This window comes from Paenibacillus sp. BJ-4, from assembly GCF_020404765.1.
Lineage (GTDB): Bacteria > Bacillota > Bacilli > Paenibacillales > Paenibacillaceae > Paenibacillus.
Genome location: NZ_JAIVEM010000027.1, coordinates 147,432 through 171,745 on the forward strand (window position 1 = coordinate 147,432; position 24,314 = coordinate 171,745).

A 24,314-nucleotide genomic window follows, 5' to 3' on the forward strand; every position below is an offset into this window, starting at 1 on the left:
CTCCCCCCCTAACAAGTCTGAGCAGCCAGTCGTTGGAATTCAATCGGCGACTGGTTTTTTAGTTTCATTTGAATTCGAATCAAGTTCTAGTAGGTAATGTAGTCTCGAACGGTCTGTTCAAAGATTACCGTCGTTGTGCAGGTTAACCCTTCTAGATAGAACGTTTCAGACTTTAGCGTGGAATGAAACGATTCAATGGGGGCTTTATCAGCAGGCGTTCCCTTGCGGGACATACTCATGGTAATGCCTTTTCCTTTTACAGCCTTTTGGTACGCAAAGGAGGTGTAGACACTGCCCTGGTCACTATGAAGTAGCATCTTTTCCTGCTTTGGAAGTTGGTTTAACGTATCCAAAACAAAAGAAGTGTCTTGCTTATCTGCTATACTGTCAGCTACAATTTCTCCGTTGTACAGGTCTATAATGCTAGAGAAATACAGCATCTTACCGCCAAACGGCAAATAGGTAATGTCTGTAACGAGTTTTTGCAGAGGGGCTTCGGCGTGGAATTGGCGCACCAGCAAATTTTCGGCCGGTTGTATGGGTTTCCCGTGACCTTTCGTTTTTCATCCTCATACGGCACTGGAGCCCCTCACACTGCATGATCCGTTGGACTCGTTTATGATTCACGCGTTGTTCTTTTCGAAGGACCCCCGTGATTTTCCGATACCTTTCTACTGATAGCTAACTCGTGTTGCCAACGCAAAAACACTCCAAGGTTATCTCCATATCTTACGACATGGTTTCATTCTCTTGAAGGTGTTTTGATTTGTCTCACGTTATGGGGTCAGTCCCCCCGTGCTCATCGGGCTTTTTATTAAATACTTACTAAGAAGAGATATTCTTGTTATCCGTCATTAATAATTAGTACACAACTTTAATGTCTAGTACATGACTTTATTGTCTGTACACATATGTAAAATAATGTAATTGATAGAATTACCGTCCAGATTAGAACTTCGACGCTTCACGGTGATGCCAATCCCCATTACGGGACGGGAAAAGGAGCTACGATTTATCGGTTGGCGACCAATTTTCCATTTTCTACACGAAAGTCATCAATACGAACACTCGGGATGCCGTACACGTCATCGACGGTTTGCTCCACCATGAAACGGACTTGGCCATCGAGGTGCATTATACGGATACAGCCGGTTACACCGATCAAGTCTTTGGTTTAATGAATTTGCGCGGATTTCGCTAACAGGAAAGGATTCAAAGCTTTTGACTTGTTATGTAACTTATGCTCGTTCTGATTAAGCCCAAGCAGTCCCTTCTTTATATAATAAAAAAGCCTGATGATACTTGCTCATCGGGCTTTTGTTAAATACTTACTAAGAAAGAATATTATTATTGTTTAATATTAATAATTAGTACAAAACTTTATTGTCTGTAGACACCTTCGTATATTCGGACACCATACAACAACTCCATTAATGTATACCAATGAATAAATATTCACTTCTCATTAATTATGAAATTTTTTTCTCATTTAATCTGAAAGTTTTCTCACTAATTATGACATCACACACTCACAGTGCTGTGAAAAAAATCTAAATTTTATAAGCCTTCATAGCTTTTCTTAGCTCTTTGAAAGTAGGGCGTTTGCCATACATTAAGACACCCGTACGGTAGATTTTGGCAGCCAGCCAGCCGAAGAACAGGATGGAGGCGACCAGAATGGCAAGTGACAGCCATATTTCTAGTAGGCTCGCCCGTTCCAAACCAATGCGCAGCAGCATGACGGTCGGAGAAAAGAACGGAATGTATCCGGCGACCTTGATGAACATCGTGTCAGGTGCAGCTATATTAAAGATACCGATATAGAAAGCCGCCAGTGACAGCACGGTAATCGGCATGATCGCTTGCCCCAGCTCCTCCGTACGGCTAACGATGGAGCCGACAGCCGCGAACAATACTGCGTACAGAAAGTAGCCGAGGATGTAAAAAATCAAACCATAACTGAGCACCGCAGTGTTCAATTGTGACAAATCCAGCCCGGCTGAGCTGAGGATAGCACCGTTATGCGGCAGCATCAGGTTGGCACACACAACGGCTGCAAAAACAGCAATTTGCAACAGGCCGACCAAGAAGATGCCGATAATTTTGCCGAACATCTGGATCAACGGCGATACACTCGTGATGAGAATCTCCATAATGCGTGAGCTTTTTTCCGAAGTCACCTCTGAAGCAATCATATTGCCCGTCATCATCGACGAGGTGAAGAACAGTATCATCAGTATATAGACCAAGCCATAGTTAATCATAGAGGTCGCCTTATCCTTTGTCCCCGCAGCCCTCCCTGCCTCAGATGGACTATCCACTTCCCTGCTATTCACAGCTACTGGTGTGCTAATTTCACGAACTTGATCATTGGTCAATGTATTCTCGCCAAGTATGGCCTTAACCTTTGCTGCCTGTAGTCCTGTTTGCAGCAATGTGATGACCGCCGGGGAGGGTTCTTTTTCTACAGATACGTACTCCACTTGGGGAAACGTTTCTTCCTTAGCGGCAGGCTCCTTGAGCTTCACGTATCCTTGCAGCTTCCCGTCCTTCAAGGCTTGCTGCATGGCCGGAGCCTGTGCGTTGTCATAACGCACCCAAGTGGCTGCCGGATTAGACTGCTCCTGAGTGAATTTCTCCAATTGATCCGCAATCTCTGTTCGGCTCCCGGCAATCAGTGCCAGACGAAGATGCTCGGCTGCTGTTTTCCCGGAGCCTCCTGCACCCCCAGCCGCTTCTCCCTTAAACAAGGAAATTATATAAGGCAGGTTCATGCCGAGGGTAATGAGCAAGGCCAATACCAGCGTCGTAATGATAAAAGATTTGGTTTTCGCCTTCTGACGAAACGTAAAGCCGATGACTGTACCTAATCTATTCATGAGAATCACCCACCTCTCGTATGAAAATTTCGTTCAGCGTAGGCTCCTTGATCTCAAAATGCTCTACATCCGTTTGCCCCAGGGCGGTTTGTAAAATCAGCTTAGCCGCATCCGGCTGTTCAATATGTAGCATCCAACCGCGGTCCATACTCTCCACACGACGTACACCGGGCAATTGCTCCAGTCCGTTCACTTCACCTGTGGTGATGAGACGAACTTTTTCTCGCGGGTAGCGGTTCTTGATTTCCTGCACACTTCCTTGCACAACTGTATTCGAACGATGCAAAATCGTAATATGGCGGCACAGCTCTTCCACATGCTCCATGCGGTGGGTCGAGAATAAAATCGCAGCTCCAGCGTCCCGCAGCTCCTTCACCGTGTCCTTCAGCAGCTCGACGTTCACGGGGTCAAGCCCGCTGAAAGCCTCGTCCAATATAAGTAACGTCGGGCGATGCACCACGGCTGCAATAAAGCCCATTTTCTGCTGGTTCCCTTTGGATAGCTCTTCAATCCGCTTATCGTAATATTCCGGTACGCCAAAGCGCTCCAGCCAGTAACGCAGGCTTTTGTCCGCCTCCTTGGCCGACATCCCGCGCAGCCTGCCCAAATAATTAATTTGCTCACTCACCTTCACCTTGGGGTATAATCCGCGCTCCTCGGGCAAATAGCCCATCGTTCGTTGAAGCTCCTTGCTGTATGGCTTGCCCTCGTATCGAATGCTTCCCCCGTCAGGATAAATCAGGCCGAGCACCATCCGCATGGTTGTCGTTTTGCCTGCTCCATTCCCCCCCAGCAGTCCGTAAATCTCTCCCCCGTTCACATTCAGCGAAATTCCGTTTACTGCTGTATAGTTTCCATATTGCTTCACAACCTCTTCCAATTTCAGCATACTCATGAATGCTCCGCCCCTTTCTTCTTCGAGAAAGTCTCTTCATTGCCCGTTAGTTGCCCCGCAACCCAATGTATTAAAATATCATCCAGCTCCAGACGCCGCACACGGATGGGACGAATACCTGCTTGCTCCAATATGGCGCTAACTTCTATCGCAGCCATCGTTACAATTCGTTGCAATCGGCCTTCGCTCTCTGTCTCTATAACCCCCGGAAGCTCTGATGCTTCCTCCGGCGTGCCCTCAAACCACATTTCCTTGCTATTTTCGAGCAGATGGTCCTTTTCCAGCTTGCCGAGCAATCTACCTTCATGCATCAGGACAATATAATCAGCCAAGCGTTTGATTTCATCGATGATATGAGTGGCGATAATGACCGTCGTTTTGCCATTTTCCATACAATCCCGCAGTTCCTCCAGCATAATCTTCCATGCAAAAGGATCCAGACCCGATGAAGGCTCATCCAGCAGCAATAAACGAGGATGTGGCGCCAAGGCAGCAGCCAACTCAAATTTACGTCGCTCTCCCTTGGACATACGCGATAATTTCGTATGCTGAGGAACCTGAAATCGTTCCATCATACGCTGAAAGCGTGTTTCATCCCAGCCGGGATACCACAACGCTCGAAAGGCCGCTGCTGTTTCTGCCGTAAGTCGATCTTCCTCACGGGTCGGCTGCTCCGGCACATATCCGATCCATTGCCGCGTATCTACAGACATACCTTCCGGGTACACTTGACCGAACCAGCGAATTTCACCGAAATCCGGGTGAACAAGCTGGGTCAGCAATTGAATCAATGTGCTCTTTCCTGAACCGTTATGTCCGGCCAAAGCAAATACATACCCAGGCTCAATGGTCAAATTAATCGGTCCAATCTTCCGATTGCCCCGGGTTTTATAGACCTGGTTCATCTCAATAACCGGTGTTTTCAACTGAATTTGCTTCGATGTTTCCACTGGTACTTCCACATGATTGTTTATATGGATCTTCACGGGCGTCACTCCTTCGCTTGGACTTCATACCTTTTCTTCACCATTTCTGAGAAAAGCTCCAACAATTCCTGTTCTGTCATCTGCACAGCAATGCCTGTAGCAATCGCTGTGTCCAGTGCCTCGGTCACCGCTTTGAGTCGGTAGCCTGAACGCATATCTTCCTCGACCAGAGCGACGAAGGTTCCCGTTCCCTGGCGGGTACGAAGCAAGCCTTCGTTCTCCAAATCCTGATAGACCCGCCGGACGGTGATCACACTGCAACGGAGTGTCCCTGCAAACTCCCGAATGGAGGGAAGCAGTGTTCCCGCTACAATCTGTCCGGTTACGATGAGTGAACGAAGCTGCTTTTCAATCTGCGCATACAGCGGTTCAGCGCTATTCTCATCTATTTGCACCGGTATATTCACCTACTTCTCTCCCCTCTCTGTACTCTCTTCCACATAGCGCTATGCCAGATCACGCTTGATAAGCTTGCGTAGTGTGATTCGATAGGACACAAGCATACCAATAACCCCTGCCGCCAGCGCTCCCCACATCACGGGGGACAATAGCTGCCATTCCTTACTATAAAATGCCGTTATGGATACCAGATTCGCACCATATATACGAACTACAATCGCAACTATTCCGCAAATCAGCATAATGACCAAGGATAGCCAGAAGTACGCCTTCCCTTTTTTAAGAAACTCCAAATACATATAAATAGCGTGAATGAGCATTCCGAACCCTATCCAGGTAAGGGCAAACGATAGAATAAATCCTGTGCCAGCATATACCCGCAGCGTACCTGATACCGTGAACAGAATAGTAAAAAATACTACCCCATTCACGATAAACGCTAAAATCGCCTGTTGAATTCGACTTATAATGACCGCACTCACCGGGATGGGCAATATGCGGAGAAAAGCCAGCATATGTGTATAGGAGTCTTCCTGCAAATATTTAAATGTACGACGGTTATAAATGAATCCAAGAAACGGAATCAGCACCAGCATGACGAAATCGGCTGCCGGATTTAAAGCACCACTCTTACCTAGCTGCATACTAACAACAAAACTAAGTGTAAAACCCAGATACATAATAAAAAGTAACGTCCACAATGATGCATATGGATTATTGCGTAAATCTTGACGGGTAATTGTCCAAGCCTGCTTCATGATTGCCATTTCTCATCCTGATCCCTTCTGCACTGTCTGTAATGACTGTCTCAGCCTCTTTATAAGTTCTAAGGACCATCACAGTAATCAGTGTTATTACTGTATATATCTTTATGCACAGTATATAAACTATAAAGCACACCTGTCAACGTTAAAAATTAAATTGTGCGTACAATCACAAAGGCTCGCCACAACCTATGCTACCCTGTAACTGATAAACGTTCTCACTAAAGGGGATGAGCCAATGGATAAGATACTGCATTGGGATGAGCCAATATTTAACCTTGTTAGTCGGCATCCCGAAGTGAAGAGCATTATGGTAGAGCTTGGTTTTCAAGATATCGCCAAGCCTGGCATGCTGCAAACCGCGGGACGTTTTATGACACTGTCCAAAGGAATTGCATTAAAAAAAATAAGCATGGAGACCGTGCAGCGGACGTTTTTGCAGCATGGTTTTACCATTCAAAAATAAAGGAGATAAAGATCATGAGCGAGCTGATTAACAACCGTGAACATACTGCGCAGGAATTAACAGAACGTCAACAAACCCTGAAAGAAATTATCAAAGAATTACATGCCGGGAAAAGCGTGGAGGAGGTCAAAGCGCGCTTCGCAGAGGCAGTGGGCGGAGTCAGCGTGGCTGAAATTTCAGCCATGGAGCATGCATTGATGACCGAGGAGGGAATCCCCGTGTCGGAAGTCCAGCGTCTCTGTTCCGTGCATACGTCAATATTCAAGGGCTCGATTGAGGATATTCACCGTCCTTCAGGACCGGAGGAACAGCCGGGTCACCCCGTTCATACATTCAAGCTGGAAAACCGCGAGATCGAACGGCTGGTCAACTTCAAGCTGGCACTGCACGCAGACCAATTTCAAAAAGAGGACAGCCCCAAGATTATTTACAAGCTGCTGGAGGATTTAAGTCTGCTGCTGGATCTCGACAAGCACTACAGCCGTAAAGAAAATTTGGTCTTTCCGTATTTGGAACGCTACGGAATATTCGGCCCAACCAAAGTCATGTGGGGAGTGGATGACGGCATTCGTGACGCCATCAAGGAGGCAAAGAATCTGCTCACCCAATATAACGGAGATCGTGAGCTGATCGGGAAGGCGCTTGCCCATATCATAAGCGAAGTCAACGAAATGATATTCAAGGAAGAGAATATTTTACTGCCGATGGCACTTGGTAAGCTAACTGAGGATGAATGGCTGAAAATAGCTCGGGAAAGTGCGGAAATCGGCTTCTGCCTGACCGCTCCCGAACGGGAATGGATACCCGCGCGGGCAGAGGAGCCTGTAGAAGCCCTTGAGCAAAAGGAAGGTGAATCAGGAACGCCGCAGGGCTTCGTGCGATTCGAGACTGGCATTGTATCCGTGCAACAATTGGAGCTGCTGCTGAATCATCTCCCTGTTGATCTGACCTTTATAGATGAAAATGATGTTGTCCGCTATTTCTCACATGGCAAAGAACGGATCTTCGCCCGTACAAAGGCTGTCATTGGTCGTACCGTACAAAATTGCCACCCGCCGCAAAGCGTGCATGTCGTTGAGAAGCTGCTGGAGGATTTTAAGGCCGGTCGCAAGGATGCTGAGGATTTTTGGATACCGATTAAGGATAAGTTTGTCTATATCCGCTATTTTGCCATCCGTGATGCTGAAGGCCGCTATATGGGAACGCTGGAATTCACGCAAAATATCGCGCCTATCCGTGCCCTGGAAGGACAAAAGCGAATTCTATCCGAGTAGTTCCCAGCCATAAGCTACCATGTTCAGATTTTTGCCACCTATTTGGATAAGATGGTGTTCAACTACAAGCTTGGCCCCCAGCCTTTCATAAAAAGTACACGCTGGATTATCCGCTAACACCCACACGATCGCGGAGTGAACATGGCTACTATTGAAATGCTGCAATAGATGCATAAATAGCTCCTTCCCAAACCCCAAATTATGGTATTCTTTTAAAACATAAATGGCCGTTAATTCTCCCCCATATGGGGGATATTCACCTGACTTTTCCGGACCCCCGCTTACGAATCCGATAATTTCCCCCATCTCATTTTCCACAACATATGCCAGATGACCATCTTGACTGCAAAGATTCGCTTCCCACAATTCTGTTCTTTGCTCATAGGAAAGCTGTTCCAAAACCTCGTCAGGCATTATATTTTTGTACGTCGTTCTCCAGCAATCCACATGCACCTTGGCGATGTCCGCGGCATCTGCTATCGTCGCTTCCCTGATCATCATTTGGTTCCCACTCCTATTTCCAATATTATGCTTTCTATTCTATCGACGAGCCAAATCTTGATCTATAATAAGAATATTCATTGTCATTGTTTAGTAAAGTTCGATATTACAACAGCACTCATACGACTCAGTTTTCATTTGGAGGATTCGACTTGAATAAAATCGTTTTATTTTACGTTCCGCTTGGCATTTCGTCTTTGATTGCCGCACTAACGCATGTGATCGTTAATGCCGTGCTCGCGCGTTCAGAACATCCTTCATTTACATTAAGCAGCTATGCGGTCGCCGTCAGCCTGTGCCTGCTGCTGGAAACCCCCTTAACCGCCGTTCGCCAAATGACCACGAAATTCGGCTATGACCGCAAGTCGATTCATTCTATTGGCATTTTATGTGCGTTCGTAGCGGTAGCTGTACTGATCGTTGGCTGGAGTATCGGGCTGACACCCATAGGGAATCTGGTCTTTCAGTATGTATTCGGCGTATCTCCGGCATTGATCGAACCTACCAAGAACGTATTTCAGGTTCTTACTTTACTATACATACTAGTTGCTGTCCGTAACATTTATCAGGGACTGATCATCAACAAGCATCGAACCGCATGGATGACATTCAGCTCGTCCATACGTATTGTCGTGATGCTGCTCGCATCCTGGTTATTAATCCATGCAGGCTGGACGAATGACGGACGGGTCGGGGCTGCCATTTTTATTGCAGGTATCTTCATTGAGCTGGTCGTCACCTTTTTAGAAGGACGGATTTTAAAAGGAAAGCTGCCGACTGACAACGGAGAACAAACCATCCAGCATGCCAAACATTTGCTCCCTTTTTACCTTCCTTTGCTGTATTCGGCGCTGGTGCTGGTGATTCTGAATCCTTCCATACAAGCTGCGCTGAACAATACATCAGACCCGCTTTTGGCCGTGGCCTCCTTCTCCGTAGCCCTGCAAATTTTGAATTTGTTCGTCTGGTTTTGCAGTTCATTACATCAGATTGTCATTCAGTTTTATACGTCCAAGCGCCGGGGGGTTCTGATATTTTTGAGCTTTTTGTCCGTCCTGTCGCCGTTGCTGCTGCTGTCGTTATCCTTCGGTTTTGCAGGTGACCCTGTGTTGCGGAATGTATTAGGATTGGAAGGGGAGCTGTTGCTGGAAACCAGAGGGCTGCTTCGCATATTGGCTGTCTATGTTGCATTTTATCCGTGGGTAGAATATTTTATTGGGCGGTCGATATTGACCGGCAATACCAAACCCATCTTCATCAGCAGGCTGTTTTCTGTAGGCCTTGCGATTCTCGCCCTGATCCTGTGTATCTGTTTTTTTCCGGGACTGGACGGCAAAGTGGCTGGAATTGTGATGGCCGTTTCCTCCCCCATTGAGCTGAGTATCTATCTGTTGCTCTATCGAAAAATATCAATGAACACCATGCAAAATGTCCAGGTACACCCTGGAGAATCATCCTGAGAAAAAATTCACTTAGAGAGCCTTATGCAAAGAAAAAGCACATTGGACTCCCTAAGGCACACCAATCCTTTACGAGGTCAAAATGTATGGGCCGTTCTTCGTGATCGCAATCGTATGCTCGTATTGTGCGCCCCAGCTGCCGTCGGCCGTGCTGATGGTCCAACCATCATCGCCCCACAGCACGGCTCCTTCGGTTCCAAGGGTAAATACCGGCTCGATGGTAATGACCATTCCCTCACGCAGTGGTAATCCCGTTCTGGGACGACCATAATGAAGAACTTCCGGCGGCTCATGCATCTGGCGGCCAATACCATGCCCGATCAAAGGCTTGACGATGCCAAAACGCCTCCAGCCTGCCGCTTTTTCCACTGCGTGCCCGATATCCCCCAACGTCTTCCCCGGACGGGCAACCTCGATTCCCCGCATCAACGCCTTATGGGTTTGCCGTAACAGCCGCTCGACCGGACGACTGACGTTACCTACCGCATAAGTCCACCCCCGGTCGGCCAACCAGCCGTCCTTGTTGACCACAATATCAATGGTCACAATATCCCCATCATGCAGCACTCGTTCCGAGGGGAAGCCATGACATACGACCTCGTTGACCGAAGCACAGGTTGCATAAGGAAAGCCTTTATAGCCCTTTTGTTCTGGTGTAGCTCCGCGTTTGCTCAAAAATTGTTCCACCCATGCATCAATTTCAAGCGTTGTGATTCCCGGAAGAATACGACTCTCCAGCGCACGATGGCAATCAGCCAAAATGCGTCCGGCTTCTCTCATATAACCGATTTCCTCCGGTGTTCGTATCGCCACCTCCATGGGAATTCGCCTCCTTTTGCACATACAATTTCACTAAACCTATCCCATTGTATGCAAGACGAATACAAAAAAACCGTCTCCTCTGTGGATAGACGGTTTATAAAAGGCGTGTTTCTAGTTTAGCGGGTAATCGTACCCTTTAAGATACTGAAGAATTCATGCGACCGAGTTCGTTTTCCACCACCATGGTCAACTCTTCCTCATACCCTCCTGTAATCCGGTATTTTCGCACATATTCCTTTACAAATTTTTTGGGATCCTTAGGCCGGAAAATTCGAGTCATTTCCCGCAGACTTTCCTTTACTTCATTGTGACCTTTCGTTGCCATGTAACTCCCTCCCAAAACGTTGAAAATAAGTGCTCCGTTGAAGAGAATGCCGAAAAGTATAGATGTCCTTATGCAGTGAAGTAGTATGTCTAATGCAGCTTAGGTCGGGAATGCCTTAGGCAAGGCATGTACCTGACACTATTATTAACCGATCTTCGTTTGGCTGAATCACTACCCCATTATAACATATTCAGATACAGCTTTCAGCTTTCCAGCAAATTTACATTGCTTTTACCTATCTTTTACGCTTCATGTTATTTGGAATAACTATCTAGCTGGTTCACAGAGGCATACGTTATTTATCGGCTTTTGGAGTGTATGTGTTTGGGGTAAAATAAATAAACATAACAAGGAGGGAAAAGGATGCGCCGCTATACTCCGTTGTTCACCGCCCCAATCGCCCGCCTGTCTGACCTGAATACCGGAACCTGTGAGGAGGAGGGCGTCAATGCCTCCCTGCTCGATCAGACTGACCGCGAAATTCAGGAAAAGTTTACTAAAATGCGCAGCTTCCTGTTGCTTCGCCGTGGCAAGCTGATCTGGGAACGCTATTACAACGGACACGAAGCAAGCGCTCTGAATGATCTGCGATCCGCGACCAAAAGCTTCACTTCCACACTCATCGGTATTGCCATGGCACGTGGCGATATGCCTGGGCCGGAGACAGCTGTGCATAAGCTGTTGCCAGATTACCTGCCGCGGCGAGAGGATCCGCTACTGGAGCGGATTACGATTCGCCATCTGCTGACGATGACGTCCGGCCTGTATTGGCAGACAGGCAAAAAGCTTGGCGAGGCTTTTATCCGCCGTTTTCATCGCAGTAAAAGCTGGCCGTCCTTTGCCCTGCGCCTGCCTGTGCAGGCAGATCAACTAGGCGTTTTCCAATACCGCAGTGTGGATTCGCATCTGTTGTCCGTACTGCTGACACAATGCTGTGGAACGGACGCCTATACGTACGCGCTACAACATCTCTTCAAGCCGTTAGGTTTTGGGAAAAGTGGATGGGCTCAAGACCCTGAGGGTTATACTATGGGGCATATCGGTCTGTATCTCACATCACGTGACATGGCTAAATTCGGTGATTGCTGCCTTCATCAAGGCTCCTCGAACGGACAGGAGCTGCTCCCGGCCGATTGGCTGCGTCAAGCGACGCAGCGCCAGGTTGAAGGCTATCCGGAATTCGGAGACTACGGATTTCAATGGTGGACCGGACGACTCCATGGCATCGACTACGCATGTGCGCACGGACATGGAGGACAGCAAATTTATCTTGTGCCTGAAGCCGATGCAGTCGTGGTATTTACAGCAGACAGCAAGGTCAGCCGTTGGAAAAATCCGCGCTCACTACTGGAGCGCTACATTTTGCCAGCCATATCCTCCCTCAACCTGGAACGTTCCTGAAATGAGCTTTATGCGCTTATTGAATAATAGGGGGCTAAACATCATGGAAGCCGCAGCACCAAAAATATTAATTTTATATGCAAGCTACGGGGAAGGCCACGTACAAGCCGCCCGGGCAATTATGGATAGCTTGCGAAGAATCGGACGCTGTGAGGTAAAACTACTCGACTTAATGGCTGAATCCCATCCCTGGTTAAATGATCTGACCAAATTTGTATATATGCAAAGCTTCAAAACGATTCCTCAGCTTTATGGCTGGGTCTATAACATCACACGAGAGATGCAGGCCAAATCAGCCTTTGGCAGCGTGCTGCATTCCTTCGGAATGCGACAACTGGCGCTTACACTCGACAAAGAAAAACCCGACCTCGTCATACATACGTTCCCGCAGCTGGCTCTCCCGGTGTTGCGTCGCAAATTGAGAATGAAGCTACCGATTGCCAACGTGGTTACGGATTTTGACCTGCATGGGCGTTGGCTGCATCCCGATATTGACCGCTACTATGTAGCTACAGAAGATATCCAGCAGGAGGCAGCGCAGCGGGGAATACCCATCGAGCGCATTGTCGCTACGGGCATCCCGATTCATGCTTCTTTTTATCCTATGTCAGTGGAAGAAGCAGCTAAACCGCAGCATACCCTCCCGCAGCCACTCTCAGGGACTACTACACTGCTGATTATGGCAGGAGCCTATGGTGTATTATCCGGCATACTGGACATCTGCCAGCGATTAAGCCAGCTGCCACAGCTGAGACTATTGATCGTCTGCGGGCGCAATCAGCAATTGAAAGCAGAACTGGATACGCTGTATGCGGACCATCCCGATATCTACACCTATGGATTCGTGGACTATGTTCCCGCACTCATGCAAGCAAGCGATATGGTGATTACAAAGCCCGGCGGCATCACACTCTCGGAAAGCATCGCATCCGGTTTGCCCATTCTTGTGTTCAGGCCTGTACCCGGTCAAGAGCTAAATAATGCCCTGTATCTAGAGCAAAAAGGAGCTGCTCGTATTGCTCGCACTACGGAGGAGTTGATCCAGCATTGTATAGACCTGATCTCCACTCCTTCCCTCGCTGCGGAGATGAAGCAGTCGATTGAGCTGCTTCGCAAGCCCCATCCCGCAGACCAGATTGCCAAGGATATTTTGCATCAACTTGTGGATAAAAGCACCTCCATCCGGACAACTTAACGGAGAATAAGCCAGACGGAGGGGATACCAATGGAACACAAAGGGAAGGATTTGCTCCCGCTAACGGGTGAAAAGGTAGAAGTGGACGGTATTTATGTCGATGAGGATGGACATGAGCAGCATTTGCACAGAGGTCAACATTTTCCTGCGGATGTTGTTTTGGGGACTTCCGAGTGGAAAATGACCGAATACGCTTTTGATAATCATCATGAAGGACGTACTGATGAACGACTTGTTCCCAAAGAAGATGATAAGCAAAAAGATGGGAAGATTACACACCCACGCCGTCAAATTCAACAACAACAATAAGACCGTTACAGATGAAAAGTATGCACGATATAAGGCTGTTTTGTTAATATCCTGTGAATAAGTTGTTCGTAAAATGTGAATAAAAATCATGTTGTCTACAGTTTGTGCACAAACTGTGCATAAATCATATTTATTTTGTGGATAAACATGGTGATACAGTGGATAAATTGCGTACAACTTGTGCAAAACTTGTGTATAACTGTGTATAAGGGCTGAGCGAATTCTTTCGTTCGGCCTTTTTCATATTTTTATATGTATTCTCTGATGAACTTTTTCTAGCGGTTTGGGCATATCCTACATTCCCGACCTCATAGTTTGTATAGTACAGAGCCTGAGTTTAAAAACTTCTAAAGGGGGATCACTTTGATATGGCAGTCTATAAGTCTTCCACGGGATTGGATGAAAATATAGCAGCTGTCCTGTGCTACCTGTTTGCCTTCCTTGGCGCACTGGCCCTTGTCATGCTGGAGAAGAAAAGTCGCTTCGTATTATTTCACGCTCTGCAATCTATATTTTTGTTTGTGGCCCTTATGATCGGACATGTGCTTGCTGGATTCATTCCGCTACTGGGTCCTTTACTCGCTTCCCTGCTGACGCTGGCAGGCCTTGCATTGTGGATCATCCTGTTAATCCGCGCGGGACAAGGCAAATGGCTTAAACTTCCTTGGATAGGCGATCTGGCTCTACATCAGGCTCGGCAGTTGTGACAGAGATTTATGCTTGAATTTACACATGTCAAAGCAAAATACGCAAGGCCATCAGACTGCTCTGATGGCCTTGCGCAACAACTGAATTCATCTAAATACTCACCTGAAGCAGCTACAATGATGAGAGGTTATTTTCATTGCTTACCGGCTTCTTCTTGTTTTACATGTATATGTCCCAGTTTATCCGGATTGATCATTAAATAAAAATCCTGAATATGCTCTCCGTCCGGTGTCAGTCTGATACATAAGACTTCTTTTACTTTGCCTTCTTTTAAAAATGCCAGTTGTATCTCGCCATTAATGACAGTATGGACCAGTTCTCTCTCCCGCAATGCGGTTAGCACCCGACGAGAGGTTAACAGGGCGAGAACACCTTTGCGTACAACCATCGGTCTCATCACCGTATGCACGTTGCCTCCACCATCGGCCACAAATGCCGGCTGTTCAGCCAGTAGCTCCAGCATAGCAGTCACATCGTAGGCGAGAAAGGCGGAGGTAAAGCGCTCCAGCAGCTTTATTCTGGAAGCATTATTTTTAGAGTTACTTGCCGGAACGGCAAGCTCAGATTCCCCGGAAGACAGAATACGACGAGAGCGACTGAACAGCTGACGACAGTTACTCTCCGTCTTCCCCAGTAATTTCGCAATATCTTTATAATCGTATTGAAAAGCTTCCCTCAGCACAAAGACAGCACGTTCTATCGGCTTTAGCTGCTCCAGCAGAACGAGAAAAGCGTAAGAAATCATATCCTTACGCTCCAGCCAATCCGCAGGGAGATCTGCACTTTCGCCCAGCGGCTCCGGCAACCATTGCCCAACATACGTCTCTCTTTGCTTACGCGCAGAGTTCAGTAGATTCAGGCACCGATTCATCGTCATTTTGGCTACATAGGCTTTGGGATTCTGTATGTCATTCAGGGGCTTATTCTCCAGCTCGACAAAGCAGTCTTGAACTACATCCTCGGCATCCGTAACCGTTCCAAGCATGCGATAAGCAATGGCAAACGAATATTTGCGATATTTTTGATACAGCTCCTCCAGACTTAAATCCACCGATTCCTGTTCAATCCCTTGTTCTATGTCAGTCAAAGCGTGGCCCCCTGTTTCATTAAAGAATGCCCGGATACATCCCGGTCGCTATGGCAATCCGGTTCCAGTTGTTAATAACATTAATTGCGGTGATCAAATCCACGTATTCTTCCTCGGTAAAATGCTCTCTGACCCGATTATACAGATCTGTAGGCACCCCTTGTTCTGAGATACGGGTAACCGCTTCAGCTAATTCAAGCATAGCACGTTCTTTTTCTGTGAACAAAGGAACCTCACGCCACAGGGCAAGCTGTAAAATGTGGTCAGCATAATCCCCCAGCTTGAGCAAATCCTTGGCATGCATGTCCAGACAATAGGAACATCCATTGATTTGGGATACTCTAATTTTCAGTAGCTCATACAGTACCTTGTCTGAAAAACGACCGGAAATATACTTTTCCATCTCCATCATCGCCTTAAACGTGCTTGGACTCACTGCTCTGTAATTGAATCTTAAACTCACAATCATCGCCTCCATTATTGGTTTACACCTAGAAGACAAGTGAACATGTGATTTTGTGACAACATGCAATAATCAATTTGGAATTGCCCTCCGTTGACATAGCATGTATTATAAATGAATGATTTTAAGTAAAGAAGGTGAGCACTCATATGAGCGGAAAAGGTTTTATTAAAGAGTTTAAAGAATTCGCTGTACGGGGTAATGTAATCGACCTCGCGGTCGGTGTTATCATCGGGGGAGCGTTTGGCAAGATTGTCACTTCTATAGTAAACGATATTATCATGCCTCCGATTGGTAAGCTGCTGGGCGGCGTTGATTTTGCTGATTTGTATTATGCTATAGGTGCGGAACCATATAACGGAGATAACACTCGCATGACTCTGGCACAGGCAAAGGAAGCCGGCATTGCGGTTATGGCTTTCGGGCAATTTTTTAACGTCCTGCTGGACTTCATGATCGTGGCCTTCTGCGTGTTCCTGCTGGTCAAAGGGATCAATATTCTCAAGCGTAAAGAGGAAGAAAAACCTCCTCAGGAAAAAACGATCAAGGAATGCCCGCATTGCCTGTCGGAAATTCCTGTAGCTGCTACCCGTTGCGCACATTGCACCTCCAAGCTGGAAGGGTACGTGGAAGCACGCTAACTGATTTCAGATGAAACGAATACACCCGGACAGTCGAAATTCATAGTTCTTACAATAAAACGGCTTAAGACGAATATCGTCTTAAGCCGTTTTGACATGCTATTTTTAGCAATTCAGATGAAAGCCTGATTAATTGAAATTGGTGATAATGCCCCGGGGTCTGACGGGCAAACCCTCTGCATACAGATGGGAGACGTCACCGAAGCCAATACAGCGCGGGACAGCCCATTCCTTGGAGCGCTCATCAAACAAGATCGTAGTTACCGAGCTAGGCGGCATCCAAAAGCCGGACCAGACCAAGGCCACAGGCAGTTCCAGCAGATGGGCAAGCCAGGTCAGTCCAAAGCCGCCATGGCAGAACACAGCCACCCGGTCCTCGGTATGCTTGAGAATCCGGTATCTACCCCCGATTCGCTCAAAGCCTTGGCGCTTCAAAAATTCATCGGAATGAAACTTCAGCTGCTCGAAGGTTTCAGGACTTTGCGTACCCTGATAATAGGAAATCTCCTTCCATGTATCATGCGTCGGAAGGGGCAGCTCAGAGCGGATAACTTCACCGGGCAGATCCCAATGGGATAGACGACCGTATGGAGTTTCCTCCAGCTTCAGGGCCAGCTCCTGCGTCCAGTGCTCCACTTCATGAGTCATACCGAGAGCATCAGCCGTGTAGCGCATCGTATCCAGAGCCCGCCCCATAGGTGAAACATAAATGCGGTCCAGTCCGTGACTGGACAAGCGATTGGCCAGTGCCTGGGCTTCCAAATGTCCCTCCGGGGTGATGGTGTTGTTCGGATAATCCGGATCTGCATGGCGGATGATATACAATCTCATATTCTTTACTCCGTTCCTATGAATTACAGCAGGATCGCTTTATCTCTTTTTATCCTATAGCTTTCCTGATCCTTAATGCTTGTTCAGCAGATTTTCCAGAATCGCACGTAAATTTCGGTCTTCGTGATAAACTTCCTCACCCGTATCCAGCTCAATGACCCGGATATATGTATAGTCTGCTCTGGCATCAACTGGCTTGAAAATCAATTCCTCCGGATTATCCGGACGTACATCATAGCCCATATTTTTGAACATATCTGTAATTTGGTCGATCCCCGGCTTGCCTCCGCTGTCCAGCATAATCAGCCCGCGCAGCTCCTTAGGCTCCTCCGGATGCATGACTCGAAAATGTACAATACATTCCATGTAAAAACGCTCCTTTCGATCATAAACCTAGTTTATGGCGCAAAACCTCATGTTTCCAGCATACCCCAAATGCCACTCTACATTCCACTCCGTCTTCATATCGTCAGGACGGAAAACACGTTATACTGTAAAATAAGCCTTTTACATCGCTTATTATTAGGAGGAACCACCATGACTAGCGAGCTTCTGGATATCTACGATAATGAAGACAAGCCCCTTGGCACTGCTTCCCGACAAGAAGCACATGCCAAAGGATATTGGCACCATACCTTTCACTGCTGGGTGGCACGAGATACCCCCACAGGCCGTCGCCTGCTCTTTCAACAGCGCCAGGATTCGAAGGACACATTTCCGGGATACTACGATATTACGGCAGCCGGTCATTTAACAGCAGGCGAAGATGTATCTCAAGCAGTCCGTGAACTGGAGGAAGAGCTGGGCATTCACGTCCCTTTCACCTCACTGACACCGCTGATGACTGTTCGGTATGAAAGCAAGGGAACCGCACAGGGCACATCCTTTTGGGACCGCGAGGTAAGCTCGGTGTTTGGATTACTGTGGAACCAGCCATTGGAGGCTTATCGTATCCAGCAGGAGGAAGTAGCCGGACTGTACGAAGCAGACCTAGAGCAAGCGCTGGCCCTTTTTGAAGGGCGCATTCCTGTTTTGGAAGCCCACGGCATAACTTCGGGACCGAATCCGGAAAAAACTCGTCGCCTGATCACATCCGATCAATTCGTGCCTCATAAAGCGGGATACATTACATCGATATGCCAGGCGCTAATGGAACTTCCCACCCGGTAATGGGTTTATGCTATTCCCCACCTGACATATATTTGCCGATAATGCCCTCATACCGCCAGCCATACCGGGTCGACAGCTCGCTGCCCATATCGTGTTCCAGTTCATACAGAATAAGATCCTGGGCAAAATGATTCAGCAGCAGTCCTGTCATCACCGGATGCTCGGTAATGAGCGCTTGGGTCGGGCAATTTTCTCCCCGCATCCCCAGCATGCACCAGCGCCGATCAACGACAAAAGAAAACTTGCGTCCTGCCGGTTCCTGTCCGCTTTTGCCAGCCGCACCCGGTAGCCACGGTCCCAGCACGCTTTCGCCGTTATTGCAGGACCATAGCAGGCGCACGCCCCGTTTTTCAGCTTTTTCCAGTTCGGCCCGTAACAGTTCAGCTTCTTCTCGCCACAAATCAAGTACAATCTCATGCTCCGCCCGTTCCAGCTCACGTGTCAGGCTCTCCAGCACATTGCGGTCGCCCTCCGCGTTATAAAAGGTTGGCTTGGTCGGCTCTGCTCTTGGCATTTCCTTCTCCACGGCACGCAGAGACTCCTGCATCTGCCCCTCGATCATTCGGGTCAATTCACCCGACGGCAGCATGCTGTAGCGCACAGGCTCTCCCGTGCTGGTTCTGAGATAGCCCTGTCCGGCCAGACGCTGCAAAGCCGCATATACGTTGGAGCGCGATGCGCCCAGACGCTTGGCCACCTCATAGCCGGAAGCCGCATTTTGCCTTGATAGCTCCACCATGACCTTTGCTTCCATTTCCGTAAAGCCCAGATTTCGCAGATGATGCAGCAAACGCTCCATATGTTCTGTTCCCCCTATGCTGCCCGGCGTTCTGTCTGTGTCCTGCGACAGCCTGTTCGGCTGCGTCAAATCTGTTCAGCTCCGCAACGCGGGCACCACTTGGAGCCTTTAGGCAGCTCTGCTGTGCAAATTTGGCATTTTACATTTTCACGTATTTGCGTAGCCGGCTTCTCTGCCCCGGAGTTATTCGCCTTCCAATATCGAATGCGCTCGTCCAGCTCCTCCTGACGCTCCCGCTCACGTTCCAGTTCTTCAAGACGGCGGTGTTCTTTCTCCAGCTCTTCCTGACGACGGCGCTCCCACTCCTCGTCGAATGCCGCTTTTTCCTCCGGTGTAAAATCAGACACATAATTGCGGTCTGATCCGGCTGGTTCGTTTTCATGCAGCTCATCCTGCTCCTGCTCATGCCGCTCAACTACTTCTTGCTCTGTATACTCCGTATAAGCAGGCTGAGTAGCCTTGGCTGCCTCCGGCTTGCGCAGATCAAAAGAATAGACGTCTGTCGGTATTTCTTCACGCACGGCAGCCACTTGCTTGGAAGCAGCCTGACCTTCATTCAGCTTGCGTCCGCATTTTGGGCAAAAATTCGCATCCAGCGGTACAACGGCCCCACAGGTGCATAAATGAGCGTTTTTCAATTGTGCAATTCTGCTACGCAGCTCGTCAATTTCATCCTGAAGCTCATCACAGGCGGTGGATAGCTGTGTCATCTCCGTTTCTGCCACCGACATATCAGATGCCCGGTAGCCCTCATAAAAAATCTGACCCATCCGCAAGAAATGAACATCCATTTCCTGCTGAATGGCGGTAATTTGCGAATTTATTTTACTAATCTCGACGGCATGCTGCGCCTTTTCTGTAGCGCGATTAGCGCCTTCCTTGATACGTTGAATCAGCTTCATCGTTATTTCCTCCCCATATCCAGCCGGATTTCACTGTACCGTCCGTATATCCCAAAGTTTTTTTCTGTTGGCGAACCTCGAACTCCTGTATAATGGAATGCGGTCATATCGCCTATTTGCAGGCTATATGTATCAGCGACAATCTTATAACGCGCTGACACTCTGGTAAGATCCGCATGAATTTCAGCTACTAGAACTCTATCATACCAAAAACTACCCCCATTTGTGAAAATGGAAGATTTTATGATCGAAAGGGGTTTCAGGATCATGGACCCAAATCCTGCTTTTTATCCCCGACCTCTCGGGGTTTCTTATTCAACACCGAGCCCGCAAGCTCGCCGTGCTTCCATAGATACCAGTACGACACTGGTACCCGACACCGACCAGGACTCGGCCTATTTTCGTGCCTTGGAGGACGCGGGCATTCATCTGAACCGCCCGCAGATTCAGGCTGTCCGCCACGGCAGGGGCCCCCTTCTGACACTAGCCGGGGCCGGCTGCGGTAAAACGACGGTGCTGGCTGCCCGTGCTGGCTACCTGATGGCGATGCGGGATGTACCGGCATCGTCCATCCTGCTGGTGACCTTCACCAGCAAGGCGGCTGCCGAAATGAAGCTGCGCATCGCAGGACTGCCCGGTGTACGCCCTGCTGCTGCACGTGCCGTTCAGGCACGCACCTTTCACTCGTTCGCTTTGGCAATGCTGCGTCATCATGGCGTCCAGGATGAAGTGTTCGGTGAAACACAGGCCCAGCATACGGTTATGAAAATGATGCTGCGTCAGCTTGGGCTCAGCGAGGCTTTCCAGCCGGAAAGTCTGCTGTCTGCTCTCTCTGCCTGGAAAGCGGAGGGCCGCAGCGCGGACGAGCTACCCGAAACCGTACGCGAAGAAGCGGATGCCAAACGAGCCATGCTCGCTTATGAGGCGTGGAAACAGGAACGCAATAAAATGGATTTTGACGATATTTTGCTGCGTGCCTCCGTTCTGCTGCGTGACCCGGATGTGCTTCAGCCGCTTCAGCGGCGTTTTTCCCACATCATGGTCGATGAGTTTCAGGATACGAATGCCCTGCAATATGAAATGGTACAGCGATTGGCTGCCCGACATCGCAATCTGATGGTCGTCGGTGATGATGACCAAACGATCTATACCTTTAATGGGGCGCGTCAGGAATCCATTCTCGAGTTTGACAAGGTCTATAAGGGTGCAAAGGTCATTACCCTGGATATTAATTATCGCAGCGATGCGCGCATTTTGGGACTGGGCTCCAACATTGTCGCCAAAAATATTCATCGACGCTCCAAACGTCTTTCGGCTGCTGGGCGTGAAGGCTTGCCTCCACAATTCGCTACCCCATCCGGGCCCGAGGAAGAAGCGGCACATATCGTTACCCATCTGCTCGGACAGGTGGAGGAAGGTCAGCTTCGCTATCGGGATATCGCTATTTTGCACCGGACAGCCAGCGGAAGCCGATCTATTTTTGAACAATTAATTATGCGGGATGTGCCATTTATTCAATATGGAGCAGGGGCTGTGTTTTATGACCAAACCCTGATTCGTCCTTTAATGGACCACCTGCGGCTGTCGCTAAACCCCCGGCGAATGGAATCTATTCCAAGCACTCTTGGACCGCTGTATGTCTCCCGCGAAGCAGGGATGGAATGGATTATGCGCGAGGAAAAGCAACAGGCTAAAAAATATCCGCTGATTCATCTCAGTCGCTGGGATCGGCTACGCGATTTTCAGCGTGAACAAGTAAAAGAGCGTATCCGCCTGATTCGCAGTCTCACTACAATGAAACCTGCCTACGCCATCCAAGAAATGCGGCGCGTCTTTTATGACAAATATTTGGAAAGCGGAGATACAGGCGCGTGGACTCATTATAAGGAAACGATGCAGGAAAGTCTGGAGGAGTTGGAAACGGCAGCCAAGCGGTTCGACACGGTGGAGGCATTCGTCAGCTTTGCGGACGAGCTTTCCGAGCGTCACCGCCAGATGGAATCGCTCCGCAGAGAGGAAGACAGCGATGCCGTACGACTCATGACGATCCACCGTGCCAAGGGACTGGAGTTCCCTTGCGTCTATTGGATCGGCGCAAGCGAAGGCATCCTGCCGCACAGCTCGGCGTTGCACAGCGAGCTGCCGGAGGATCGGCGGGCAGGCGTAGCCCCTACAGCGGCCGTGGATAACGACGCGGCTCTGGAGGAAGAGCGCCGCCTCGCTTACGTGGCCGTCACCCGGGCAAAGGAGCTGCTGTACATCACCTCACCAGCCTCCAACCACGGCAAGCCTGCCGCCGTATCGCGCTTCCTGCTGGAAGCCTATGGGGTCACACCTCCCGAGGCTTCCAAGCCGGAAACGCGCCGCACCAGCTTCGGGCAACCAAAGAATGCTTCCGGGTACGGCAGCCGTGTCAGCGGTGGAGCGTCCGCATCCGGTGTAGCGACCCGTGTGAGCAGCAAGCCCGGGCCGGGCAGTGCTGCGGCGCGAACAACCTCGTCGGTGGCAGGCTCACGTACAGAGCCACGCATCAGCGTGCCTGTGTGGAAATGCACCGATGACGCCTGCAAGGCGTGGATGCGGCGCGATACAACGAGCGGACGCCGCACAGCTGCGGCTGACACAGGCACGCCGCCGGTGTGCCCGCTCTGCTCCTCCCCGATGACAGAGGGGACACGCAGCATCCCGGCCAGATAAGCGCGAGACGTATAGCCGGTATAGGGGCTGTACTAAGTTTTAGACAGACCTAAATAAAAGAAATAGCGGCAGACTAGGACGTGAAAATAAGACCCTAGTCTGCCACTTTCTGTTTCAACCTGCTATTGAACGATCGTGTCCCCTTAGTTTAATACCGGTTAGTTCAGCAACTAAAAAAAGGTCATTAGAAATGCTTAATTCTCTATCGCTTTTTGTAGGGCCCCAGAGGTTACGATAACTGCATCAACATCGGTAGAGTCAATAACGTCATGTCCATTTTCGTAAACCTTTATGCAGTAAATTGTCATAATGCTTTGGCATGACTCCCCAATAATGTACATGAAAAGGTGCTCCATTTCGCACTAAATGATGAACATATTGATTTAAAGAAATTTTTCCCGAATAGAAATTTACTTAAATTCAAAAAAAGCCTTTCAGTTCAGAACTGAACCCTTAAAATGAGAAATTACACACAATTATAACTGTTGCATTTCTGTTTTCTATTGCTTGTTTCGACGTGTCTAAGGCAAGCTCTACACGGTACATAAGGGTAGAAAAGAAGGAAGACTGCCGAAATTCCAACAGCCTCTATTTTTTCATTATTCGCTTTCCTTCGTTTGAATTCGTCAGTCCGTGCATCACAAACTGAACTGCGGCTTTCATCTCATCGTCGCTGACCGCTGATCTATTCAACCATACAAAGTTTGAAATGAAGAAGCCTCCAAAAAAAGTGAACAGCGCCTTCAAAATTATCTCATTTGGAAGCTGGATAAGCTCACCTTGGGCTTTAAAATAATCCACTACCCGATTTATACGCGGAGTAATGTTCTCTTGGAACAGTGGAAGCAGTTCGTTCCTGAGTTCTTCCCTATAAATCAACTCCTTCACGACGACCTGAAAAATTTGCCGGTTCTCCATTATAAACTGGGTACGATTTTTGAAAAAAGCCATTAAAAAGTCTTCAAAAGTAGCCGTTTTTTCTGTAAAAATCTCGCGAAATACTTCATCAGCCAAACTCGGCAGAGCGCTTTTGATAAACGGGAAGATAATCGAAAACAACAGTTTATCCTTGGTTCCATAGTGCTTAAATATGGTACCCTCCGACACCTCAGCCAGCTTGGCAATTTCTGCTGTAGAAGTATTGGAGTAACCCTTTTTGGCGAACATGCCAATGGCCACTTCAAGAATTTTCTTCTGTTTAGCGCTTTGTTTAAGGCTGGATTCCTTGGCATAAGCTATAATCTCATCGAACAAATTATTTTGAGGCAACCAGATTTCACTTCCTTTCAGTGTTTCCATTATAGTCTGCTCGTGAAAACAAATTCAAAACTATCTTCTGC

At 48.4% G+C, this 24,314-nt stretch carries 25 protein-coding genes and 2 pseudogenes; 11 read left to right on the plus strand and 16 right to left on the minus strand.

Going from position 1 to position 24,314, the window contains the following annotated elements:
* Window positions 1-8 precede the first annotated feature (8 nt).
* A pseudogene (locus LCF57_RS05675) lies at window positions 9-666 on the minus strand (IS3 family transposase); the annotation flags it as partial.
* Between the two features lie 275 nt (window positions 667-941).
* Here LCF57_RS05675 and LCF57_RS05680 point away from each other — a divergent pair.
* A pseudogene (locus LCF57_RS05680) lies at window positions 942-1,198 on the plus strand (Tn3 family transposase); the annotation flags it as partial.
* Window positions 1,199-1,550: 352 nt separating this feature from the next.
* Here LCF57_RS05680 and LCF57_RS05685 read toward each other — a convergent pair.
* The 5 genes from LCF57_RS05685 to LCF57_RS05705 are packed head-to-tail and all read right to left on the minus strand — an operon-like array spanning window position 1,551 to window position 5,917.
* The gene (locus tag LCF57_RS05685) at window positions 1,551-2,879 is read right to left on the minus strand and encodes an ABC transporter permease (RefSeq protein WP_225999829.1); all 1,329 of its coding nucleotides are present in this window, start codon (window positions 2,877-2,879) and stop codon (window positions 1,551-1,553) included.
* On the minus strand, window positions 2,872-3,774 hold the full coding sequence (locus LCF57_RS05690) for an ABC transporter ATP-binding protein (protein ID WP_225999830.1): 903 nt from the start codon (window positions 3,772-3,774) through the stop codon (window positions 2,872-2,874). Before LCF57_RS05690 ends, LCF57_RS05685 begins: the two co-directional genes overlap by 8 nt.
* Window positions 3,771-4,748, minus strand: a complete 978-nt coding sequence (locus tag LCF57_RS05695) for an ABC transporter ATP-binding protein (protein WP_226000008.1) — start codon at window positions 4,746-4,748, stop codon at window positions 3,771-3,773. The genes LCF57_RS05690 and LCF57_RS05695 overlap by 4 nt, the downstream gene beginning before the upstream one ends.
* Window positions 4,749-4,765: 17 nt before the next feature.
* Window positions 4,766-5,167 (minus strand): GntR family transcriptional regulator, encoded by a 402-nt coding sequence (locus tag LCF57_RS05700; RefSeq protein ID WP_225999831.1) that lies wholly within the window; start codon window positions 5,165-5,167, stop codon window positions 4,766-4,768.
* Window positions 5,168-5,206: 39 nt separating this feature from the next.
* Window positions 5,207-5,917, minus strand: coding sequence for a hypothetical protein (locus LCF57_RS05705; protein WP_225999832.1), 711 nt, complete (start codon window positions 5,915-5,917; stop codon window positions 5,207-5,209).
* Between the two features lie 244 nt (window positions 5,918-6,161).
* Here LCF57_RS05705 and LCF57_RS05710 point away from each other — a divergent pair, with 244 nt between their 5' ends.
* Both LCF57_RS05710 and LCF57_RS05715 read left to right on the plus strand, forming a co-directional pair.
* The gene (locus LCF57_RS05710) at window positions 6,162-6,389 is read left to right on the plus strand and encodes a DUF1858 domain-containing protein (RefSeq protein ID WP_225999833.1); all 228 of its coding nucleotides are present in this window, start codon (window positions 6,162-6,164) and stop codon (window positions 6,387-6,389) included.
* Window positions 6,390-6,403: 14 nt separating this feature from the next.
* Window positions 6,404-7,663, plus strand: coding sequence for a DUF438 domain-containing protein (locus LCF57_RS05715; protein ID WP_225999834.1), 1,260 nt, complete (start codon window positions 6,404-6,406; stop codon window positions 7,661-7,663).
* On the opposite strand, the gene LCF57_RS05720 is transcribed toward LCF57_RS05715, so the two are convergent.
* Window positions 7,652-8,164 carry a GNAT family N-acetyltransferase gene (locus LCF57_RS05720; RefSeq protein ID WP_225999835.1) on the minus strand — a complete coding sequence of 171 codons (513 nt, stop codon included), beginning with the start codon at window positions 8,162-8,164 and terminating at the stop codon, window positions 7,652-7,654. The two genes, LCF57_RS05715 and LCF57_RS05720, sit on opposite strands and share 12 nt — an antisense overlap.
* 152 nt (window positions 8,165-8,316) lie before the next feature.
* Here LCF57_RS05720 and LCF57_RS05725 point away from each other — a divergent pair, with 152 nt between their 5' ends.
* Window positions 8,317-9,624, plus strand: a complete 1,308-nt coding sequence (locus LCF57_RS05725) for a hypothetical protein (RefSeq protein WP_225999836.1) — start codon at window positions 8,317-8,319, stop codon at window positions 9,622-9,624.
* A gap of 69 nt (window positions 9,625-9,693) precedes the next feature.
* Here LCF57_RS05725 and map read toward each other — a convergent pair whose 3' ends face one another.
* Window positions 9,694-10,443, minus strand: coding sequence for a type I methionyl aminopeptidase (map, locus tag LCF57_RS05730; protein WP_225999837.1), 750 nt, complete (start codon window positions 10,441-10,443; stop codon window positions 9,694-9,696).
* Window positions 10,444-10,582: 139 nt separating this feature from the next.
* The gene (locus LCF57_RS05735) at window positions 10,583-10,771 is read right to left on the minus strand and encodes a hypothetical protein (RefSeq protein WP_014279599.1); all 189 of its coding nucleotides are present in this window, start codon (window positions 10,769-10,771) and stop codon (window positions 10,583-10,585) included.
* Between the two features lie 363 nt (window positions 10,772-11,134).
* Between LCF57_RS05735 and LCF57_RS05740 the strand changes: the two genes are divergently transcribed.
* The 4 genes from LCF57_RS05740 (at window position 11,135) to LCF57_RS05755 (ending at window position 14,383) form a co-directional block, all read left to right on the plus strand.
* Window positions 11,135-12,172: a serine hydrolase domain-containing protein gene (locus LCF57_RS05740; protein ID WP_225999838.1), complete on the plus strand. Its 1,038-nt coding sequence runs from the start codon at window positions 11,135-11,137 to the stop codon at window positions 12,170-12,172.
* 43 nt (window positions 12,173-12,215) lie between these two features.
* Window positions 12,216-13,367, plus strand: a complete 1,152-nt coding sequence (locus LCF57_RS05745) for an MGDG synthase family glycosyltransferase (protein WP_225999839.1) — start codon at window positions 12,216-12,218, stop codon at window positions 13,365-13,367.
* Between the two features lie 30 nt (window positions 13,368-13,397).
* A complete protein-coding gene (locus LCF57_RS05750) occupies window positions 13,398-13,676 on the plus strand; it encodes a transposase (RefSeq protein WP_225999840.1) in 279 nt (92 codons plus the stop codon).
* A gap of 368 nt (window positions 13,677-14,044) precedes the next feature.
* Window positions 14,045-14,383: a DUF4870 domain-containing protein gene (locus tag LCF57_RS05755; protein WP_225999841.1), complete on the plus strand. Its 339-nt coding sequence runs from the start codon at window positions 14,045-14,047 to the stop codon at window positions 14,381-14,383.
* 134 nt (window positions 14,384-14,517) lie between these two features.
* On the opposite strand, the gene LCF57_RS05760 is transcribed toward LCF57_RS05755, so the two are convergent.
* Window positions 14,518-15,471, minus strand: a complete 954-nt coding sequence (locus tag LCF57_RS05760; protein ID WP_225999842.1) for a sigma-70 family RNA polymerase sigma factor — start codon at window positions 15,469-15,471, stop codon at window positions 14,518-14,520.
* A 19-nt stretch (window positions 15,472-15,490) separates the two neighbouring features.
* Window positions 15,491-15,934, minus strand: a complete 444-nt coding sequence (locus LCF57_RS05765) for a carboxymuconolactone decarboxylase family protein (protein WP_225999843.1) — start codon at window positions 15,932-15,934, stop codon at window positions 15,491-15,493.
* A gap of 149 nt (window positions 15,935-16,083) precedes the next feature.
* Here LCF57_RS05765 and mscL point away from each other — a divergent pair, with 149 nt between their 5' ends.
* The gene (gene mscL / locus LCF57_RS05770) at window positions 16,084-16,575 is read left to right on the plus strand and encodes a large conductance mechanosensitive channel protein MscL (RefSeq protein ID WP_225999844.1); all 492 of its coding nucleotides are present in this window, start codon (window positions 16,084-16,086) and stop codon (window positions 16,573-16,575) included.
* 129 nt (window positions 16,576-16,704) lie between these two features.
* Here the strand turns inward: mscL and LCF57_RS05775 are convergent, their stop codons facing one another.
* Entirely contained in the window at window positions 16,705-17,406 is a 702-nt protein-coding gene (locus LCF57_RS05775) for a histidine phosphatase family protein (RefSeq protein WP_225999845.1), read from the minus strand.
* A gap of 72 nt (window positions 17,407-17,478) precedes the next feature.
* Complete coding sequence (locus LCF57_RS05780) at window positions 17,479-17,772, minus strand: hypothetical protein (protein ID WP_025715761.1); 294 nt, start codon at window positions 17,770-17,772, stop codon at window positions 17,479-17,481.
* Window positions 17,773-17,943: 171 nt separating this feature from the next.
* Between LCF57_RS05780 and LCF57_RS05785 the strand changes: the two genes are divergently transcribed.
* On the plus strand, window positions 17,944-18,576 hold the full coding sequence (locus LCF57_RS05785; protein ID WP_225999846.1) for an NUDIX hydrolase: 633 nt from the start codon (window positions 17,944-17,946) through the stop codon (window positions 18,574-18,576).
* Window positions 18,577-18,586: 10 nt separating this feature from the next.
* Here the strand turns inward: LCF57_RS05785 and LCF57_RS05790 are convergent, their stop codons facing one another.
* On the minus strand, window positions 18,587-19,375 hold the full coding sequence (locus LCF57_RS05790) for a TrmB family transcriptional regulator (protein ID WP_226000009.1): 789 nt from the start codon (window positions 19,373-19,375) through the stop codon (window positions 18,587-18,589).
* 65 nt (window positions 19,376-19,440) lie between these two features.
* Window positions 19,441-20,277 carry a zinc ribbon domain-containing protein gene (locus LCF57_RS05795; RefSeq protein WP_225999847.1) on the minus strand — a complete coding sequence of 279 codons (837 nt, stop codon included), beginning with the start codon at window positions 20,275-20,277 and terminating at the stop codon, window positions 19,441-19,443.
* 267 nt (window positions 20,278-20,544) lie between these two features.
* Here LCF57_RS05795 and LCF57_RS05800 point away from each other — a divergent pair, with 267 nt between their 5' ends.
* Window positions 20,545-22,974, plus strand: coding sequence for a UvrD-helicase domain-containing protein (locus tag LCF57_RS05800; RefSeq protein WP_225999848.1), 2,430 nt, complete (start codon window positions 20,545-20,547; stop codon window positions 22,972-22,974).
* A 588-nt stretch (window positions 22,975-23,562) separates the two neighbouring features.
* Here LCF57_RS05800 and LCF57_RS05810 read toward each other — a convergent pair.
* The gene (locus LCF57_RS05810) at window positions 23,563-24,273 is read right to left on the minus strand and encodes a TetR/AcrR family transcriptional regulator (protein WP_225999849.1); all 711 of its coding nucleotides are present in this window, start codon (window positions 24,271-24,273) and stop codon (window positions 23,563-23,565) included.
* Between the last annotated feature and the right edge of the window lie 41 nt (window positions 24,274-24,314).

Coding starts and splice junctions, on each gene's coding strand:
- LCF57_RS05685 (WP_225999829.1), bottom strand. CDS start 2,879: ATGAATAGATTAGGTACAGTCATCGGCTTTACGTTTCGTCAGAAGGCG.
- LCF57_RS05690 (WP_225999830.1), bottom strand. CDS start 3,774: ATGAGTATGCTGAAATTGGAAGAGGTTGTGAAGCAATATGGAAACTAT.
- LCF57_RS05705 (WP_225999832.1), bottom strand. CDS start 5,917: ATGAAGCAGGCTTGGACAATTACCCGTCAAGATTTACGCAATAATCCA.
- LCF57_RS05710 (WP_225999833.1), top strand. CDS start 6,162: ATGGATAAGATACTGCATTGGGATGAGCCAATATTTAACCTTGTTAGT.
- LCF57_RS05715 (WP_225999834.1), top strand. CDS start 6,404: ATGAGCGAGCTGATTAACAACCGTGAACATACTGCGCAGGAATTAACA.
- LCF57_RS05720 (WP_225999835.1), bottom strand. CDS start 8,164: ATGATGATCAGGGAAGCGACGATAGCAGATGCCGCGGACATCGCCAAG.
- map (WP_225999837.1), bottom strand. CDS start 10,443: ATGGAGGTGGCGATACGAACACCGGAGGAAATCGGTTATATGAGAGAA.
- LCF57_RS05735 (WP_014279599.1), bottom strand. CDS start 10,771: ATGGCAACGAAAGGTCACAATGAAGTAAAGGAAAGTCTGCGGGAAATG.
- LCF57_RS05740 (WP_225999838.1), top strand. CDS start 11,135: ATGCGCCGCTATACTCCGTTGTTCACCGCCCCAATCGCCCGCCTGTCT.
- LCF57_RS05745 (WP_225999839.1), top strand. CDS start 12,216: ATGGAAGCCGCAGCACCAAAAATATTAATTTTATATGCAAGCTACGGG.
- LCF57_RS05750 (WP_225999840.1), top strand. CDS start 13,398: ATGGAACACAAAGGGAAGGATTTGCTCCCGCTAACGGGTGAAAAGGTA.
- LCF57_RS05755 (WP_225999841.1), top strand. CDS start 14,045: ATGGCAGTCTATAAGTCTTCCACGGGATTGGATGAAAATATAGCAGCT.
- mscL (WP_225999844.1), top strand. CDS start 16,084: ATGAGCGGAAAAGGTTTTATTAAAGAGTTTAAAGAATTCGCTGTACGG.
- LCF57_RS05775 (WP_225999845.1), bottom strand. CDS start 17,406: ATGAGATTGTATATCATCCGCCATGCAGATCCGGATTATCCGAACAAC.
- LCF57_RS05780 (WP_025715761.1), bottom strand. CDS start 17,772: ATGGAATGTATTGTACATTTTCGAGTCATGCATCCGGAGGAGCCTAAG.
- LCF57_RS05785 (WP_225999846.1), top strand. CDS start 17,944: ATGACTAGCGAGCTTCTGGATATCTACGATAATGAAGACAAGCCCCTT.
- LCF57_RS05790 (WP_226000009.1), bottom strand. CDS start 19,375: ATGGAGCGTTTGCTGCATCATCTGCGAAATCTGGGCTTTACGGAAATG.
- LCF57_RS05795 (WP_225999847.1), bottom strand. CDS start 20,277: ATGAAGCTGATTCAACGTATCAAGGAAGGCGCTAATCGCGCTACAGAA.
- LCF57_RS05800 (WP_225999848.1), top strand. CDS start 20,545: ATGGACCCAAATCCTGCTTTTTATCCCCGACCTCTCGGGGTTTCTTAT.
- LCF57_RS05810 (WP_225999849.1), bottom strand. CDS start 24,273: ATGGAAACACTGAAAGGAAGTGAAATCTGGTTGCCTCAAAATAATTTG.